The 15,374-nt window shown below is 56.2% G+C and carries 14 protein-coding genes; 8 read left to right on the forward strand and 6 right to left on the reverse strand.

Features of this window, described 5'->3' with window-relative positions:
- The 4 genes from CSK29544_RS18760 to mntR form a co-directional block, all read right to left on the reverse strand.
- Nucleotides 1-1,572, reverse strand: coding sequence for a DHA2 family efflux MFS transporter permease subunit (locus CSK29544_RS18760; RefSeq protein WP_007792070.1), 1,572 nt, complete (start codon nucleotides 1,570-1,572; stop codon nucleotides 1-3).
- A complete protein-coding gene (locus CSK29544_RS18765; RefSeq protein ID WP_029038912.1) occupies nucleotides 1,569-2,726 on the reverse strand; it encodes an HlyD family secretion protein in 1,158 nt (385 codons plus the stop codon). The genes CSK29544_RS18760 and CSK29544_RS18765 overlap by 4 nt, the downstream gene beginning before the upstream one ends.
- Nucleotides 2,727-2,826: 100 nt before the next feature.
- Complete coding sequence (locus CSK29544_RS18770; RefSeq protein WP_007848582.1) at nucleotides 2,827-3,945, reverse strand: anion transporter; 1,119 nt, start codon at nucleotides 3,943-3,945, stop codon at nucleotides 2,827-2,829.
- 2 nt (nucleotides 3,946-3,947) lie between these two features.
- The gene (mntR, locus tag CSK29544_RS18775; RefSeq protein WP_004388452.1) at nucleotides 3,948-4,415 is read right to left on the reverse strand and encodes a manganese-binding transcriptional regulator MntR; all 468 of its coding nucleotides are present in this window, start codon (nucleotides 4,413-4,415) and stop codon (nucleotides 3,948-3,950) included.
- A 183-nt stretch (nucleotides 4,416-4,598) separates the two neighbouring features.
- On the opposite strand from mntR, the gene mntS reads away from it, so the two are divergent.
- Together mntS and CSK29544_RS18780 are read left to right on the forward strand one after the other, a co-directional pair.
- Entirely contained in the window at nucleotides 4,599-4,733 is a 135-nt protein-coding gene (gene mntS / locus CSK29544_RS24405) for a manganase accumulation protein MntS (RefSeq protein WP_007848577.1), read from the forward strand.
- Nucleotides 4,734-5,025: 292 nt separating this feature from the next.
- A complete protein-coding gene (locus CSK29544_RS18780) occupies nucleotides 5,026-6,609 on the forward strand; it encodes a phosphoethanolamine transferase (protein ID WP_029038911.1) in 1,584 nt (527 codons plus the stop codon).
- A 79-nt stretch (nucleotides 6,610-6,688) separates the two neighbouring features.
- On the opposite strand, the gene ompX is transcribed toward CSK29544_RS18780, so the two are convergent.
- Nucleotides 6,689-7,201 (reverse strand): outer membrane protein OmpX, encoded by a 513-nt coding sequence (gene ompX / locus CSK29544_RS18785; RefSeq protein WP_004388453.1) that lies wholly within the window; start codon nucleotides 7,199-7,201, stop codon nucleotides 6,689-6,691.
- Between the two features lie 349 nt (nucleotides 7,202-7,550).
- On the opposite strand from ompX, the gene rhtA reads away from it, so the two are divergent.
- From rhtA to ybiO, 6 genes are all read left to right on the forward strand, one after another.
- A complete protein-coding gene (gene rhtA, locus CSK29544_RS18790) occupies nucleotides 7,551-8,438 on the forward strand; it encodes a threonine/homoserine exporter RhtA (RefSeq protein ID WP_007902071.1) in 888 nt (295 codons plus the stop codon).
- A gap of 315 nt (nucleotides 8,439-8,753) precedes the next feature.
- The gene (gene dps / locus CSK29544_RS18795; protein WP_007768605.1) at nucleotides 8,754-9,257 is read left to right on the forward strand and encodes a DNA starvation/stationary phase protection protein Dps; all 504 of its coding nucleotides are present in this window, start codon (nucleotides 8,754-8,756) and stop codon (nucleotides 9,255-9,257) included.
- 375 nt (nucleotides 9,258-9,632) lie between these two features.
- Entirely contained in the window at nucleotides 9,633-10,376 is a 744-nt protein-coding gene (gene glnH, locus CSK29544_RS18800) for a glutamine ABC transporter substrate-binding protein GlnH (protein WP_007782268.1), read from the forward strand.
- Between the two features lie 83 nt (nucleotides 10,377-10,459).
- Entirely contained in the window at nucleotides 10,460-11,119 is a 660-nt protein-coding gene (glnP, locus tag CSK29544_RS18805; RefSeq protein WP_004388457.1) for a glutamine ABC transporter permease GlnP, read from the forward strand.
- Entirely contained in the window at nucleotides 11,116-11,838 is a 723-nt protein-coding gene (gene glnQ / locus CSK29544_RS18810) for a glutamine ABC transporter ATP-binding protein GlnQ (protein ID WP_004388458.1), read from the forward strand. Before glnP ends, glnQ begins: the two co-directional genes overlap by 4 nt.
- Before the next feature lie 276 nt (nucleotides 11,839-12,114).
- Nucleotides 12,115-14,373, forward strand: a complete 2,259-nt coding sequence (ybiO, locus tag CSK29544_RS18815) for a mechanosensitive channel protein (RefSeq protein ID WP_007902063.1) — start codon at nucleotides 12,115-12,117, stop codon at nucleotides 14,371-14,373.
- Here the strand turns inward: ybiO and rlmF are convergent, their stop codons facing one another.
- The gene (rlmF, locus tag CSK29544_RS18820; protein WP_007902059.1) at nucleotides 14,374-15,303 is read right to left on the reverse strand and encodes a 23S rRNA (adenine(1618)-N(6))-methyltransferase RlmF; all 930 of its coding nucleotides are present in this window, start codon (nucleotides 15,301-15,303) and stop codon (nucleotides 14,374-14,376) included. It abuts the gene before it with no gap.
- Nucleotides 15,304-15,374 lie beyond the last annotated feature (71 nt).

Raw genomic sequence — 15,374 nt, forward strand, 5'->3', positions numbered from 1 at the left:
TTAATGTGCTCCTGCGGAGCCTTCGCTCTTGATGGGCGAAAGCAATAAACAAAACGGAATCAACAGGATCGCCACCACGCTCAGCATGGTGAACACGTCGACATACGCGAGAATGCGCGACTGGGCAATCATGGTTTTATAAAGCTGCCCGGTGGCGATGCCGGTCGGGTCGCCGAGCTGGGCGGTGAAATTGCGCACCGCCTCGGCACCGCTGCGTATCGCCTGCTGGAACTGTTCGTCAAAAGGCGTCATGTGCGCGCTCAGATGCGCGCTCTGCACCTGCGAACGTTCGGTAATCGCGGCGGTGGAGAGCGAAATCCCTATCGAGCCTGCGACGTTACGGAACATCGTAAACAGCGCCGCCGCGTCGGCGTTAAGCTTCTGCGGAATGGTGATAAACGCAATCGTGGTAAGCGGCACAAACAAAAAGCCTAGCCCGATAGACTGCGCGCTGCGCATCAGCACCAGCGTTTCGAAATCGACGTTCGGCACCAGATTGCGTGACCAGAAAAATGACACGCCAAGGCACAGGAAGCCGAACGCGATGATCCAGCGGGTCTGCACCAGCGGCATCAGCTTCAGCACAATCGGGATGGTAAAGACAATCAGCACCGCGCCGGGCGAGAGTATCAGCCCCGACCAGGTGGCGGTGTAGCCGAGATCCTGCTGCGCCAGCTGCGGAATAACGACCGAGCTGCCGTAGAGGATCAGCGCCATGCCCGCCATCAGCACGCTGGAGACGGCGAAGTTTTTATCCCGTACGCAGTGCAGATCCACCACTGGACGGCGGGTGTAGATGAGCCAGTAAATCGCGCCGACAATCCCGATAAGCGTCAGCACCGCGAAGGTGCGGATAAAATCGGACGCGAACCAGTCTTCGTCTTCGCCGCGATCGAGCATCACCTGCAGGCAGCCGAGGCCCAGCGCAATCAGCCCGATGCCCGTCCAGTCGACCGGGATTTTTTCTTCCGATTTTTTCTCCCACGGCGGATCTTCCAGCAACTGATAGACCGCCAGCACGCAGACGATGCCGACCGGAATGTTGATGAAAAAGACCCAGCGCCAGGAGTAGTTATCGGTTATCCAGCCGCCGAGCGTCGGGCCAAGCACCGGTGCGACGATAATCGCAATGGAAGAAAGCCCGAACGCCTTGCCGCGATCTTCCGGCTTGAAGTAATCGAGCAGCACCGACTGCTGCGTCGGCTGCAGACCGCCGCCGAAAAAGCCCTGCAAAATACGAAACAGAATAATTTGCCAGAGCTCAGTGGCGATGCCGCACAGAAACGAGCAGACGGTAAACATCACAATGCAAATCAGGAAAAACTGTTTGCGCCCGAACAGCCGGCTGAAAAACGCCGACAGCGGCAGCACGATGCCATTCGCCACCAGATACGAGGTCAGGACCCACGTCGATTCGGAATAGCTCGACGACAGCGACCCGGCGATGTGCGGCAGCGCCACGTTAACGATAGTGGTGTCGAGAATTTCCATGAACACCGCGATCGTCACGACAATCGCGACGGACCAGGGGTTGCTGGCCGGACGCCAGCCGCTGTGGGCCTGCTCGCTCATTCCACCGTCACCTCAGGCTCGACGGACAGCCCCAGCGGCAGCGGCTGGTTCCAGTTCTCAAGTCCTTTGTCGATAACGATTTTCACCGGCACGCGCTGGACGATTTTCACAAAGTTGCCGGTGGCGTTTTCCGCCGGGAACGCCGAGAAGCGCGAGCCGCTGCCCTGTTGAATGCTCTCGACATGGCCCTCAAGTTCCAGGTCGGGGAAAGCGTCTACGGAGATCTCGACTTTATTACCCGGCCGCATCCGCTCAAGCTGCGACTCTTTAAAGTTCGCCACCACCCAGATATCCGGCGAGACAATCGAAAAGAGCGCGCTGCCCGCCTGCACCAGCGTGCCGTTCTGGACGTTACGCTTCGTGACATAGCCGTCGAACGGCGCGCGCACTTCGGTATAAGAGAGATTCAGCTCGGCCGTTTTTAACTGCGCACGGGCCTGTTCCACCTGGCTCTGGCGCGCTTCGACGTTGGTTTCCTGCTGACGAATTTGCAGTTGCACCTGCTCGGCCACTTCCAGCTGCACCTGCGCGTTAGCAAGGCCCGCTTCGGCGCTGCGCAGTTGGGCGTTGGCAGCGTCGATGTTTTGTTTCGAGGTGGCGCGCGGGTCAACACCGCGCTGGCGCTGATATTCGGCGCGGGCGTTGGCAAGCTCCGCCTGGGCGCGCAGCACCTGCGCTTTGGCCTGATCGCGCTGGGCCGGGTACTGCACTTTGGCGAGCGCCAGTTGCGCCTGCGCCTGATGGAGCTGCGACTCGGCAAGCGACAACTGCGCCTGCGCCTGATCGCGCTGTGCGGTGGCGTCGCGCGGGTCGATAACCACCAGCAGATCGCCTTTTTTCACCCGCTGGTTATCTTTCACGCGCAGTTCCGTGACATACCCCGCCACTTTCGGCGCGACGGTCACGGCATCACCTTCAATAAAGGCATCGTCAGTGGTTTCAAGGTTTCGGGTCATAAACCACCAGATGATGGCCCCGATAACCATAATGACAACAACAATACCGAGAATAATCAGCGGCTTTTTACCGGGGCGCTTGCGGTTTTCACCGTCGCCTTTCCCCTTGCCCTTGCCGTTATCCTCGTTTTTGCTGTTATCGTCTTGTTGATCCTGACGTTTCTCTTCGTCAGCGTTGTTATTGTGATTTTCCGCCATAGTTCAGCAACAGTCCTGTAAGTTAACACCATCACAAAATACCGTTTACTAAACTTAGGAGCAGTCTATACATTTGCCAGGAAAAACTGACAAATTAGCATTATCTGAGAAACAGTCCCCACAGCAGTGCATACCCCACCAGCGCAGACCACAGTAATAGCGGCAGCGAATAGAGATGAAAGCGCCACCAGATGCGGCGGTCAGCCGCCATACGCAGCGCAATCAGGTTCGCGAGCGAGCCTGGCAGGAGCCCGAATCCACCGATGTTGACCGCCCAGGCGAGCAGCGTCGTCGGCGGTACATAGTTGAGCAGCAAAATGGTCGCGGGCACGTTGCTGATAAACTGCGACAGGCCGATGCCCAGCGCATACAGGCCTGCGGGCGGCAGTTGCGAAACATGATGCAAACTGGACGTAAGCGCAGGCAGTTTGGTCAACAGATGCACATCGATAAACATCGCCACGAAGACCAGCAGCAGGCTCCAGTCAATGCTGATAAGCACCCGGCGCGCCACCAGCAGGAACCCCACCGCCACCAGCGCCAGCCCCCACAGGGCGACATTCAGCTCCAGCGCGGTTAAAAACACGATGTAGAACGCAAGGCAACTCCAGACCAGGCGCGGCTGCCACTCGTGTTGTTTATCGTGCGACTGATAATGCAGCGCCTTGCCCGGAAAGCAAAACCAGCAGAGCAGCAGCAGGCTCGCCATCAGCGCCAGCGCAAGCGGTGCCATGTGCAGAATAAATTCTCCAAACGCGAGGCCCGAGCGGCCCCATAAGAGAATATTTTGCGGGTTGCCGATAGGCGTCAGCAGCGAACCGGCATTCACGGCCAACGCTTCAAAAATAATGAGGCGGTTAACCGGAATGGCGCAGAGTTTTTTCAGCGTCAGCGTCAGCGGCACCACGATAAACAGCGCCACGTCATTAGTTAAAAAAGTGGAGAGCAGTGCGGCGGCGCAGACCAGAAAGAGCGCCAGGCTGCGCTCTGTCGAAAAACGCCGCACCAGACGGCGGCCCAGCACGTCGAAATAGCCGCTCAGTTCAACGCCTTTGGTCAACATCATCAGCCCGGCAAGGGTAATGATGGTGCGCCAGTCGACGGCCTGCGGCCACTCACGCGGCGCGAAAGGCACAAAAAAGGAGAGGATCACGCCGGTAATCAGTAAAAGCTGGAAAAACCGGTCGTGCAGAAAAGGACGCGCGAGGCGAAGTAACATGATTATTCGAACCCGTTTTGCTGGCTGAAACGACGAAAGACCTCAAGCGTCTCTTCGCTGACATGGTGCTCCATCCCTTCGGCGTCGCGGCGTGCGGTATCCGGGTTAACGCCGAGTGCCAGCAGGAAGTTCTCGACGATTTGATGTCGTTCACGGCTCTGCTGCGCCAGCGTTTCGCCTTCCGGCGTCAGAAACACGCCGCGCCACGGGATCTGCTCAATCAGCCCTACAGAGGCAAGACGCTTGAGCATTTTCGCAACGGTCGGTTGCGAAACGCCAAGACGCGCCGCCATATCTACCTGACGCGCTTCGCCCACCTCCCGAATGAGATCGGAAATCAGCTCGACGTAATCGTCGATAAGTTCGCGGCGGTGGGCTTCACGTACCTGGCGAAAGCCTTCCACATGTTCTTCGACATTGACCAGTTGCGTCACTTTCATGCTGCTCTGCTTACCTGCCCGACGGCTCATTGATACTTCCTCATTACAGTGGCGCGATACGGTTAACGCTGTTTGCGGGCCATTGTAAACCACAGATTCACGAGCACAAAAAATTAACGCGTTAGCCATAGCTATATAACATAGCCTGTGCTATATCTGTATGTAATGCGAACAGTCGTGATGTTTACTGACTGTGAGACGCGGAGGTGTGGTATGAACGAATTAATGAGGTGTCTGAACGTGTTTACTCACTCCCCCTTTCAGGTGCGGCTGCGGCTGCTGAATATGCTGTGCGATATGTTTAATCCCAAACCCCAGCCAGGGCAGGATGATAACGGGCAACAATAACCCGCTCCCCTTTCCCACGCGCTTGCCATTTTTTTGTCATTTTTTTGCGTTATCCTGAGCCCTGGCGCTCCTCACGTTGGCTTTAACCTCTCTTTTGGCGAAATTTGCAGCCTTTCTCGCAAACTAGTTGGTTTCCCCCCGTTGCTATTCTTTTCGTGCGGCTCTATCTTCTTGCAGCCCTGCTCTTACGACGATACCGAATGCGGATCTCCCTCCCTTCTGGTCCAGCACTCTGACGGGCGAATACCCTTGATGCCAGGGTTTACGCATGGCGTTTCGTTGAATCCGTACTATGAATCTAACGCTAAAAAATACTCTTGCTGCGCGCGGCATCGCTCTCGATCCGTGGATTGGCTTCTATTTTCTGCAATCGTTATTAATTAATTTCGCTCTGGGTTATGAATTCAGCCTGCTGTACGCCATCGCGTTTTGCTGCGTGCTGCTGCTGCTGTGGAAAACCGCGCCGCGCGCGCAGAAAGGCCTTTTAGCCGTCTGCTCTCTGGTGGCCGGGCTCTATTTGCCTTTCGGGCAGACCTACGGCGCGCCGAACTTCAATACGCTGCTGGCCCTGCACGCCACGAATATGGAAGAGTCAACGGAGCTGTTGACGATTTTCCCGTGGTACAGCTATCTGGTGTCGCTGTTTATTTTTACGCTCGGCATAATCGCGTTGCGCCGCACACCGCAGGCACCCTCGCGCTGGCAGCCGTTCGATAGCCTCTGCCTTGCCGTCAGCGTGGTGAGTTTTTTCGTTACGCCAGTGCAAAACCAGCTTTACGGCGGCGTTTTCGCGCTGAAGGACAGCGGCTATCCGGTGTTTCGCTTTGTGAAAGATGTGGTGGTGAATAACCGCGAAGTGCTGGAAGAGCAGCAACGCATGGAGGCTCTCTCCAGAATGAAAGACTCCTGGAATGTGCTGGCGGTCGCACCGAAATATCACACCTATGTGGTGGTGATAGGCGAGAGCGTGCGCCGCGACGCGGTAGGCGCCTTTGGCGGCCAGTGGGATAACAGCCCGTTTGCAAGCCACGTCAATGGCTACCTTTTTACCGATTACATCGCGGCCAGCGGGTCAACACAGAAATCACTGGGGCTGACGCTTAACCGCGTCGTCGATAATAAACCGCAATATCAGGATAACTTCGTCACGCTCGCTAACCGCGCCGGTTTTCAGACCTGGTGGTTCTCCAACCAGGGGCAGATTGGCGAATATGACACTGCCATCGCCAGCATCGCTAAGCGCGCCGATGAAGTGCATTTCTTAAAAAGCGGTGATTTCGAGGCGGATAAAAACACGCGCGATGAAGCGCTGCTGAAGATGACGGCTCAGGTGCTGGCAACGCAACGCCCGCAGCCCCAGCTTATCGTGCTGCACCTGATGGGCTCACACCCCCAGGCCTGCGACCGCACCCAGGGCAAATATGACGAGTTTGTGCAGTCGAAAGAGACCTCCTGCTATCTCTACAGCATTCGTCAGACCGACGACCTGCTAAGCAAGCTGTACCAGCAGTTGCAAAACAGCGGGCAGAGTTTCTCAATGGTTTACTTTTCCGATCACGGGCTTGCCATCAAAGAGCGCGGCAAGGCGGTGCAGTACCTGGCGCATGACGATAAATTTCAGCAGAATTTCCAGGTGCCGTTTATGGTGTTGTCGAGCGATGACAAAGCCCACCGCATTATTAAAGCGCGGCGTTCAGCCAATGATTTCCTGAGCTTTTTTGTTCAGTGGACGGGAATCAAAGTGAAAGAGATTGCGCCGAAATATAAATTTATTTCCGGGCAAAAGGCGGGGCCGGTGTTTGTCACTAACTTTAAACTTAACAAGGTGAGCTATGATCACCTCGGTACGGATCTGTTTGACGCGCGTACCCGTTAATACGGCAAATGCGATGCGCTGCATGATGCGCAGATAAAAAAAATCCGCCCGTGGGCGGATTTTTTCATCACCGAAGTGATTAGAAGCGGTAACCCACGCCTGCGATCCAGGTGCCGATGTCGGTGTTACGCACACGGCTCTGCTCGTAGGAGAAGTCCAGAGCTACGTCCTGAACCGGGTTGAACTGCAGACCTGCGCCATAGGAGAAGCCGTAGTCGCTGGTGTCTGCTTTATCAGTGCCGTTGGTAGCCTGTGCTTTATCGTAACCAACACCCACTACGCCGTAGATGCTTGCCCAGTCATTGATACGGTAAGCCGGACCCGCGGTGATGCCGTAGTACTGGTTTTTACCATATACGCCATCTTCAGTGCGGTCTTTTTCGGTGTAGGTGAAAGAACCGATCACGCCCAGCGGGTTGCTGTCGTCGAACTCATAACGGTATTTCAGGTTGAAACCGTTCATTTTGTTCATCACGCCCTGAGCGTCGCTCTGCGCGTAGCCACCGGTAACGGTAGCGGTGCCAGCAACAGCAGAACCTGCGGAAACGGCCAGAACACAAGCCAGTGCTGAAAGACATGCAATTTTTTTCATAACCACCTCAAATGTGCTTCAAGTAAGTCCTAAGATTTAAATATATCAAAACCCAGCAGGAAACTCTTTGTTGTTCGCGTTGTCTAATGCGCTCTTTCCTGTAACAGAACATTTCCGCCCGCGTCTATCCTGCTAAAAACACTGGATTTTACCAGGCGGGAATCATTATCGTCTCAGGTTACGCACGACTGCATCCGGATTATTCCTAAACGCGAATGCGCATTTTTTGCGCTGACAGAAGTATGATACCGGTTATTTCGGGTGCGTTTATCAATGATTGCTCAACCACCAGAGAGTTAAATACAGTAAGCTATCGCATTTACTTATCTTTAACTTTTACAGGTGCAGGATGCCAACGTTACCCCGTAAAACGCCTCTCTGGCTGCCCGTTATTGTGCTCATCGTTGCGATGGCGTCGATTCAGAGCGGCGCTTCGCTTGCCAAATCGCTGTTCCCGGTAGTGGGCGCGCCTGGCGTCACCGCGCTGCGTCTGGCGCTTGGCACGCTGATTCTGGCCGTGGTGTTTAAACCCTGGCGGCTGCGCTTTACCCGCAGCCAGCGCATGCCGCTGCTGATCTATGGCCTGGCGCTGGGTGCGATGAACTATCTCTTTTATCTGTCGATTCGTACTGTGCCGCTGGGTATCGCCGTCGCGCTGGAGTTTACCGGCCCGCTGGCGGTGGCGCTGTTTGGCTCGCGGCGTCCGGTGGATTTTCTGTGGGTAGCGCTTGCGGTGCTTGGGCTGTGGTTTCTGCTGCCGCTCGGTCAGGACGTCACGCATGTCGATCCGCTCGGTGCCGCCTGTGCGCTGGGCGCGGGCGTATGCTGGGCCATCTATATTATCGCCGGGCAGAAAGCGGGCGCGGAGCACGGCCCGGCGACTGTCGCCCTCGGGTCGCTTATTGCCGCTATCGTTTTCGTGCCCATCGGCGCGGCGGCGGCGGGCGAGGCGCTCTGGCACTGGTCAGTACTGCCCGCCGGCATTGGGATCGCCATTCTTTCTACCGCGCTCCCCTACTCGCTGGAGATGACGGCGCTGACGCGTCTGCCCACGCGTACATTCGGTACGCTAATGAGTATGGAGCCGGCGCTGGCAGCCTTTACCGGCATGATTTTTCTGGGTGAGACGCTGACACTGGTGCAATGGCTGGCGCTGCTGTCGATTATTATCGCTTCTGTCGGTTCGACGCTGACGCTCAGACGTGAAACGCAGATAAAAAGCCTCGACATTGATTAAAAAAAATAATTATTTCCCGGCACGGTTGATGCTGTGCCGGAATAACCTTTTATGACACTTTTAAGATATTTCCGCGTTGCGACTCATTCGCTTTTAAAATATCTATGCACGCGTTTCGTCATTAATCACGCCCTGATTTTAGCGCTATAAAAATACTTACAAAATTACACAACCATCTGTTCCTTAAGCAAAAATAAAGCAAACACACCCTTGCTATTTATTTGATAGGTACAGCCTCGCCAGCAAAACCAAAACACGGTGCTATACTTAATTCCGTAATTTCCTGGGACACAATCATCAAGAGGATATGAAATTATGGGTACCGCTAAACTGGTTAAAACAAAGGCTTCCGATCTGCTCTACACGCGTAACGATGTAGCTGACAGCGACAAAAAGGCCACCATCGAGCTGTTAAACCGCCAGGTGGTTAATTTCATTGACTTGTCGCTGATTACTAAACAGGCACACTGGAATATGCGCGGCGCTAACTTCATTGGCGTGCATGAAATGCTGGACGGCTTCCGTACCGCGCTGACTGGTCATATGGATACCATCGCTGAACGTGCTGTACAGCTGGGCGGCGTGGCGCTGGGCACCACACAGGTGATCAACAGCAAAACTCCGCTGAAAAGCTACCCGCTGGACATCCACAGCGTTCAGGATCACCTGAAAGAGCTGGCGGATCGTTACGCTATCGTCGCCAACGATGTGCGTAAAGCCATCAGCGAAGCGCAGGACGAAGACACGGCTGATATCTTTACCGCCGCGTCCCGCGACCTGGATAAATTCCTGTGGTTTATCGAATCGAACATCGAATAATTCGATAACCGACCAGACGCTTTACTTATCACGCCCCCTCCCTTGCGGAGGGGGTTTTGCACTATAAAGGGGCATGCTTTTGCCCTCTCCCACCGCAAACGTTATCTATTTGTAATAATCCCCTCACACAATCGTTAACCAGAGATTGTTTTATCACCGCTTTTCAGGCTAAAAAGGCTATCCACTCGATGGCTCGCCCTGACGCACTATTTTGGTGCGCCATTGTGGTGCATGACTGCTGAAAAAGCGCGCAATTTGTGCAAAAGGACTTTTTTCTTGCCTTTCAAAACAGCGGCTTGTAAAACTGGCATGATTTTTTCATGCAGCGCTATGTTCTTATCGGGGATCGCCCCGCGGATAAATAAAGGAAATGCTATGAAGTCTGTTTTTAAAGTTTCCCTGGCAGCCCTGACTCTGGCCTTTGCGGTCTCTTCTCAGGCGGCGGATAAGCTGGTTGTAGCAACCGACACCGCGTTTGTTCCCTTCGAATTTAAACAAGGCGATAAGTATGTCGGCTTTGATGTCGACCTGTGGGCCGCTATCGCTAAAGAGCTTAAGCTCGACTACACCTTAAAACCGATGGATTTCAGCGGCATTATTCCGGCGCTGCAAACCAAGAACGTTGACCTGGCGCTGGCCGGCATCACCATTACCGACGAACGTAAAAAAGCGATCGACTTCTCCGACGGCTACTACAACAGCGGCCTGCTGGTGATGGTGAAAGCGAATAACAACGACGTGAAAAGCGTAAAAGATCTCGACGGTAAAGTGGTGGCCGTGAAGAGCGGCACCGGCTCGGTGGATTACGCGAAAGCGAACATCAAAACGAAAGATCTGCGTCAGTTCCCGAACATCGATAACGCGTACATGGAGCTTGGCACCAACCGTGCGGACGCCGTGCTGCACGACACGCCAAACATCCTTTACTTCATCAAAACCGCAGGCAACGGTCAGTTCAAAGCGGTAGGTGATTCTCTGGCGGGCCAGCAGTATGGCATCGCGTTCCCGAAAGGCAGCGACGAACTGCGCACCAAAGTCAACGGCGCGCTGAAAACCCTGAAAGAGAACGGCACCTATAACGAAATCTACAAAAAATGGTTCGGCACCGAGCCAAAATAATAATTCTTATTAAGCAGTTATCATCAGTCAGGGGCGGCCTTCGCCCCTGCTATTTTTGAACCACGGTAACACAGGAAATTATCATGCAGTTTGACTGGAGCGCCATCTGGCCTGCCATTCCCCTCTTGCTTGAAGGCGCCAAAATGACCTTGTGGATTTCGGTCCTCGGTCTGGTGGGCGGTCTGATAATCGGTCTGGTGGCCGGTTTCGCCCGCTCGTTTGGCGGCTGGATTGCGAATCATATCGCACTGGTCTTTATCGAAATCATCCGCGGCACCCCGATTGTGGTGCAGGTGATGTTTATCTACTTCGCCCTGCCGATGGCGTTTAACGACCTGCGTATCGACCCGTTCACCGCGGCAGTGGTCACTATCATGATCAACTCCGGCGCGTATATCGCGGAGATCACCCGCGGCGCGGTGCTTTCTATTCATAAAGGCTTTCGCGAAGCGGGCCTGGCGCTGGGGCTGTCGAAGCGCGAAACCATTCGTCACGTGATCCTGCCGCTGGCGCTGCGCCGTATGCTGCCGCCGCTTGGCAACCAGTGGATCATCAGCATCAAAGACACCTCGCTGTTTATCGTTATCGGCGTCGCCGAGCTGACCCGTCAGGGCCAGGAGATCATCGCGGGCAACTTCCGTGCGCTTGAGATCTGGAGCGCCGTTGCGGTGATTTACCTGATCATTACCCTCGTTCTGAGCTTTGTTCTGCGTCGTCTGGAAAGAAGGATGAAAATCCTGTGATTGAATTTAAAAATGTCTCCAAGCACTTTGGTCAAACCCAGGTGCTGCACAATATCGATTTAAAAATTAACCAGGGTGAAGTGGTGGTGATTATCGGGCCGTCCGGCTCCGGCAAATCCACGCTGCTGCGCTGCATTAACAAGCTCGAAGAGATTACCAGCGGCGATCTGATTGTCGATGGCCTGAAAGTCAACGACCCGAAAGTCGACGAGCGCCTGATTCGCCAGGAAGCGGGCATGGTGTTCCAGCAGTTCTACCTGTTCCCGCATCTGACGGCGCTGGAGAATGTGATGTTCGGGCCAATTCGCGTGCGCGGCGCCAGCAAAGCGGAAGCCGAGAAGCTGGCGAAAGAGCTGCTCGCGAAAGTGGGCCTTGCCGAGCGCGGTCACCATTATCCGTCCGAGCTCTCCGGCGGCCAGCAGCAGCGTGTGGCGATCGCCCGCGCGCTGGCAGTGAAGCCGAAGATGATGCTGTTTGATGAGCCGACCTCCGCGCTCGACCCGGAACTGCGCCACGAAGTGCTGAAAGTGATGCAGGATCTGGCTGAAGAAGGCATGACGATGGTGATCGTGACCCACGAAATCGGCTTTGCCGAGAAAGTGGCCTCGCGTCTGATCTTTATCGATAAAGGCCGCATCGCCGAGGACGGCAACCCGCAGGCGCTTATCGAGAACCCGCCAAGCCCGCGCCTGCAGGAGTTTTTGCAGCACGTGTCGTAAGGTTTTCATCATGACGAACCCTCTCCCCGGAGAGGGTTTTTTTATGGGTTTGCGGTGGGTATGGCGCTTTTAAGGCGGGTGCGCAAGCCTACCCGCCCTACCTTGCTGCATGTATGTTTTCGTAGGGTGGGTAAGCGCAGCGCACCCACCTTTATCGTCAGTCGCTGTATCCAACGGTTACATTAAACCCGCTGCGGAATACTCCTCTTTTCCGGGCTTCGCTTATCCGGGCACTATACTTACCTCTTTGTGTCACTTTCTCAGCCGGAGGAGAGCGTGCCGTGGATTTTGCTGCTGCTTGTCAGCCTGTTTAGCGTCTCAGCCAACGCCGTAAGCCTGCCCGCCGCGGTGGTCGGCGCGTCGACCACCCAGAAAAGCGAGGCGCTGCCCGCCGAGCCTGATGCCGATAAAAAGAAAGCCGCTTACGCGGCGCTCGCGGACGTGCTGGAAAACGAGGCTTCCCGCAAAGCGCTTATCGAACAGTTGCGCCAGGCGGCGGCGACGCCCGCCGATCAGCCGACGCCGGTCATCAAGCCGCCGGTGAATAATGAAGAAGATAAAACGGTACTGGAGAACGTCACCGAGGTCACCCGTCACTACGGCGGCGAATTTGCCGGACGCTTTGCGCAACTCCATCGCAATATCACTAATGCGCCGCATAAACCTTTCAACGAAAAAACGTTCTTCAACGCGCTGAGCCATTTCAGCCTGCTCGCGGTCTCGGTCTTCCTCTTTTATTTTGCAGTGCGCGCCTGCGCTATTCCGCTGTATCGCAAAATGGGCCAGTGGGGACGGCGTAAAAACATCCACCGGGCGAGCTGGGTTCAGCTGCCGCTGATGATTATTCTCGCGTTTCTTATCGACCTCGCGCTGCTGGCGCTGACGCTGTTCGTCGGCCAGCTCGCCATTGAGATGATGAACGCAGGCAGCCGCACTATCGCCCGCCAGCAAGGGCTGTTCCTCAACGCTTTCGCGCTTATTGAGTTCTTCAAAGCGATTTTGCGCCTGATGTTCTCCCCGCGTTTTCCGTCGCTGCGCCCGTTTGTCATCAGCGACGCCAGCGCGCGTTACTGGCACCTGCGCCTGAGCGGGCTGAGCAGTCTCATTGGCTACGGCCTGCTGGTGGCCGTGCCGATTATCTCAGCACAGGTTAACGTGCAGGTCGGCGCGCTGGCGAATGTCATCATCATGCTGACGATGACCGCCTGGGCGCTTTATCTTATCTTCCATAACAAGCGCGCCATCACCGCCGGGCTGACGCGCCTCGCGGACCGCTCGCTCGCCTTTTTTAGCCTGTTTATTCGCGCCTTCGCGCTCATCTGGCACTGGCTCGCCAGCGCCTATTTCATCGTGCTCTTTTTCTTTTCCCTCTTCGATCCGGGCAACAGCCTGAAAACGATGATGGGCGCGTCGCTGAAAACGCTGGCGATTGTGAGCGTCGCGGCGTTTATCTGCGGCGTATTCACCCGCTGGCTCAGCAAAACCATCACGCTCTCGCCGCCGGTGCAGCGCAACTATCCGGAGCTGCAAAAGCGCCTGAACGGCTGGCTGTCGGTTTCGCTGAAGCTCGCGCGCTTTCTTACCGTCTGCGTGGCGGTGATGCTGCTGCTGAACGCCTGGGGACTGTTTGATTTCTGGACGTGGCTCACCGTCGGCGCGGGCGAGAAAGCCGTCGATATTTTAATTCGCATCTCGCTGATTGTGTTCTTCTCCGCCGTCGGCTGGACGCTGCTGGCGAGCCTGATCGAGAGCCGCCTCGCCTCCGATATCCATGGCCGCCCGATGCCGAGCGCCCGCACCCGCACGCTGCTGACGCTGTTTCGCAACGCCCTCGCCGTAATTATCAGCACCATCACCATCATGATTGTGCTCTCGGAGATTGGCGTGAACATCGCCCCGCTGCTGGCGGGCGCAGGCGCGCTGGGCCTCGCCGTGTCGTTCGGCTCCCAGACGCTGGTGAAAGATATTATTACCGGCATCTTTATTCAGTTTGAAAATGGGATGAACACCGGCGATCTGGTGACGATCGGCCCGCTTACGGGAACGGTTGAGCGTATGTCGATCCGCTCGGTGGGCGTGCGCCAGGATACCGGCGCGTATCACATTATTCCGTGGTCATCGATCACCACTTTCGCGAATTTCGTGCGCGGTATCGGCTCGTTTGTGGCGAACTATGATGTCGACAGGTTTGAAGAGACCGAGAAAGCTAACCGCGCTCTGCGCGCCGCGGTGGATGAACTGATGGAGCAGGAAGATATCCGCATGCTGGTGATAGGCGAGCCAAACGTGGTAGGCATTGTGGGGCTGACCAATACGGCCTTTACGATCCGCGTGACCTTCACCACCCAGCCGCTCAAGCAGTGGACGGTGCGCTTCGCGCTCGACGGGATGGTGAAAAAACACTTCGATCTGGCAGGCATTCGCCCGCCGGTACAGACGGTGCAGGTGATGCAACCAATGCCCAATGCTGCGGCGGCGGCCGAAGCACAGGCCGCGGCAGGCGGCGCGCTGCCGCCTGCCAACCCGACCGTCTGATTACCGCAAGCGGTTTTGTGCCCAGCGTTCGCGCTGGGCCGTATCGAGAAAGCTCCAGGCGATAAAGCGGCTCTGCTTCTGCCCCTGCGCCATCTCCTTTTTAACCACTTTTACCGCGCCCGCCTGCTCCAGCGCGCGGTAGAGCAGCGGCAGGTTATCGCCTTTCGACACCAGCGTGGTAAACCACAGCACCTGACGGGCGAACAGCTTGCTCTCGGCGATCATCTGCGTGATAAACCCGACCTCGCCGCCCTCGCACCACAGCTCCTGCTGCTGGCCGCCGAAGTTAAGTCCCGAATTCGCCGCAAGCCCCAGGTTGCGGCGCTTGCGGGCGTTGCCCGCTTCTGCCGCGTCGGCGGAGTCATGGAACGGCGGGTTGCACAGCGTGGCGTCGTAACTCTCATTCTTGTGAATAATGCCGTTGAAAATCGCGCCGGGGGTTTTCTGGCGACGCAGGCGGATCGCGCGGTTGAGCCCCGGATTGGCGTCGATAATCGCGCTCGCGCTACGGATGGCCTCATCGCTGGTGTCGGTGCCGGTAAAACGCCAGCCATATTCATGCTGGCCGATCAACGGATAAATGCAGTTGGCACCAACGCCGATATCCAGCACACTCGCCTGCGCGGGCAGTGCGCCGCCATTGCCTTCGGCAAGCAGATCGGCGAGATGATGAATATAATCCGCGCGGCCCGGTACGGGCGGGCAGAGGAAACCGTCAGGAATGTCCCACTCCCGCACGCCGTAAAAGTGCGCCAGCAGCGCCTGATTAAGGGTTTTCACCGCCTGCGGATCGGCGAAATCAATTGTCGGCTCGCCTGCGGGCGACGGGCGGACAAAAGCGCCAAGCGCCGGACAGCTCTCTGTCAGCGCGTCGAAATCATAGCGGCTGTGGTGGCGGTTGCGTGGGTGCAGGCCCGGTTTGCGGTTCATCGGCTTCCTCCTGTGTGGGCGCGTACAATACCCGCTGACCCGCCCCTGGTAAATAAGCGCGGCAAAATTTA

This window comes from Cronobacter sakazakii, from assembly GCF_000982825.1.
GTDB lineage: Bacteria > Pseudomonadota > Gammaproteobacteria > Enterobacterales > Enterobacteriaceae > Cronobacter > Cronobacter sakazakii.

Coding starts and splice junctions, on each gene's coding strand:
- CSK29544_RS18760 (WP_007792070.1), bottom strand. CDS start 1,572: ATGAGCGAGCAGGCCCACAGCGGCTGGCGTCCGGCCAGCAACCCCTGG.
- CSK29544_RS18765 (WP_029038912.1), bottom strand. CDS start 2,726: ATGGCGGAAAATCACAATAACAACGCTGACGAAGAGAAACGTCAGGAT.
- CSK29544_RS18770 (WP_007848582.1), bottom strand. CDS start 3,945: ATGTTACTTCGCCTCGCGCGTCCTTTTCTGCACGACCGGTTTTTCCAG.
- mntR (WP_004388452.1), bottom strand. CDS start 4,415: ATGAGCCGTCGGGCAGGTAAGCAGAGCAGCATGAAAGTGACGCAACTG.
- mntS (WP_007848577.1), top strand. CDS start 4,599: ATGAACGAATTAATGAGGTGTCTGAACGTGTTTACTCACTCCCCCTTT.
- CSK29544_RS18780 (WP_029038911.1), top strand. CDS start 5,026: ATGAATCTAACGCTAAAAAATACTCTTGCTGCGCGCGGCATCGCTCTC.
- ompX (WP_004388453.1), bottom strand. CDS start 7,201: ATGAAAAAAATTGCATGTCTTTCAGCACTGGCTTGTGTTCTGGCCGTT.
- rhtA (WP_007902071.1), top strand. CDS start 7,551: ATGCCAACGTTACCCCGTAAAACGCCTCTCTGGCTGCCCGTTATTGTG.
- dps (WP_007768605.1), top strand. CDS start 8,754: ATGGGTACCGCTAAACTGGTTAAAACAAAGGCTTCCGATCTGCTCTAC.
- glnH (WP_007782268.1), top strand. CDS start 9,633: ATGAAGTCTGTTTTTAAAGTTTCCCTGGCAGCCCTGACTCTGGCCTTT.
- glnP (WP_004388457.1), top strand. CDS start 10,460: ATGCAGTTTGACTGGAGCGCCATCTGGCCTGCCATTCCCCTCTTGCTT.
- rlmF (WP_007902059.1), bottom strand. CDS start 15,303: ATGAACCGCAAACCGGGCCTGCACCCACGCAACCGCCACCACAGCCGC.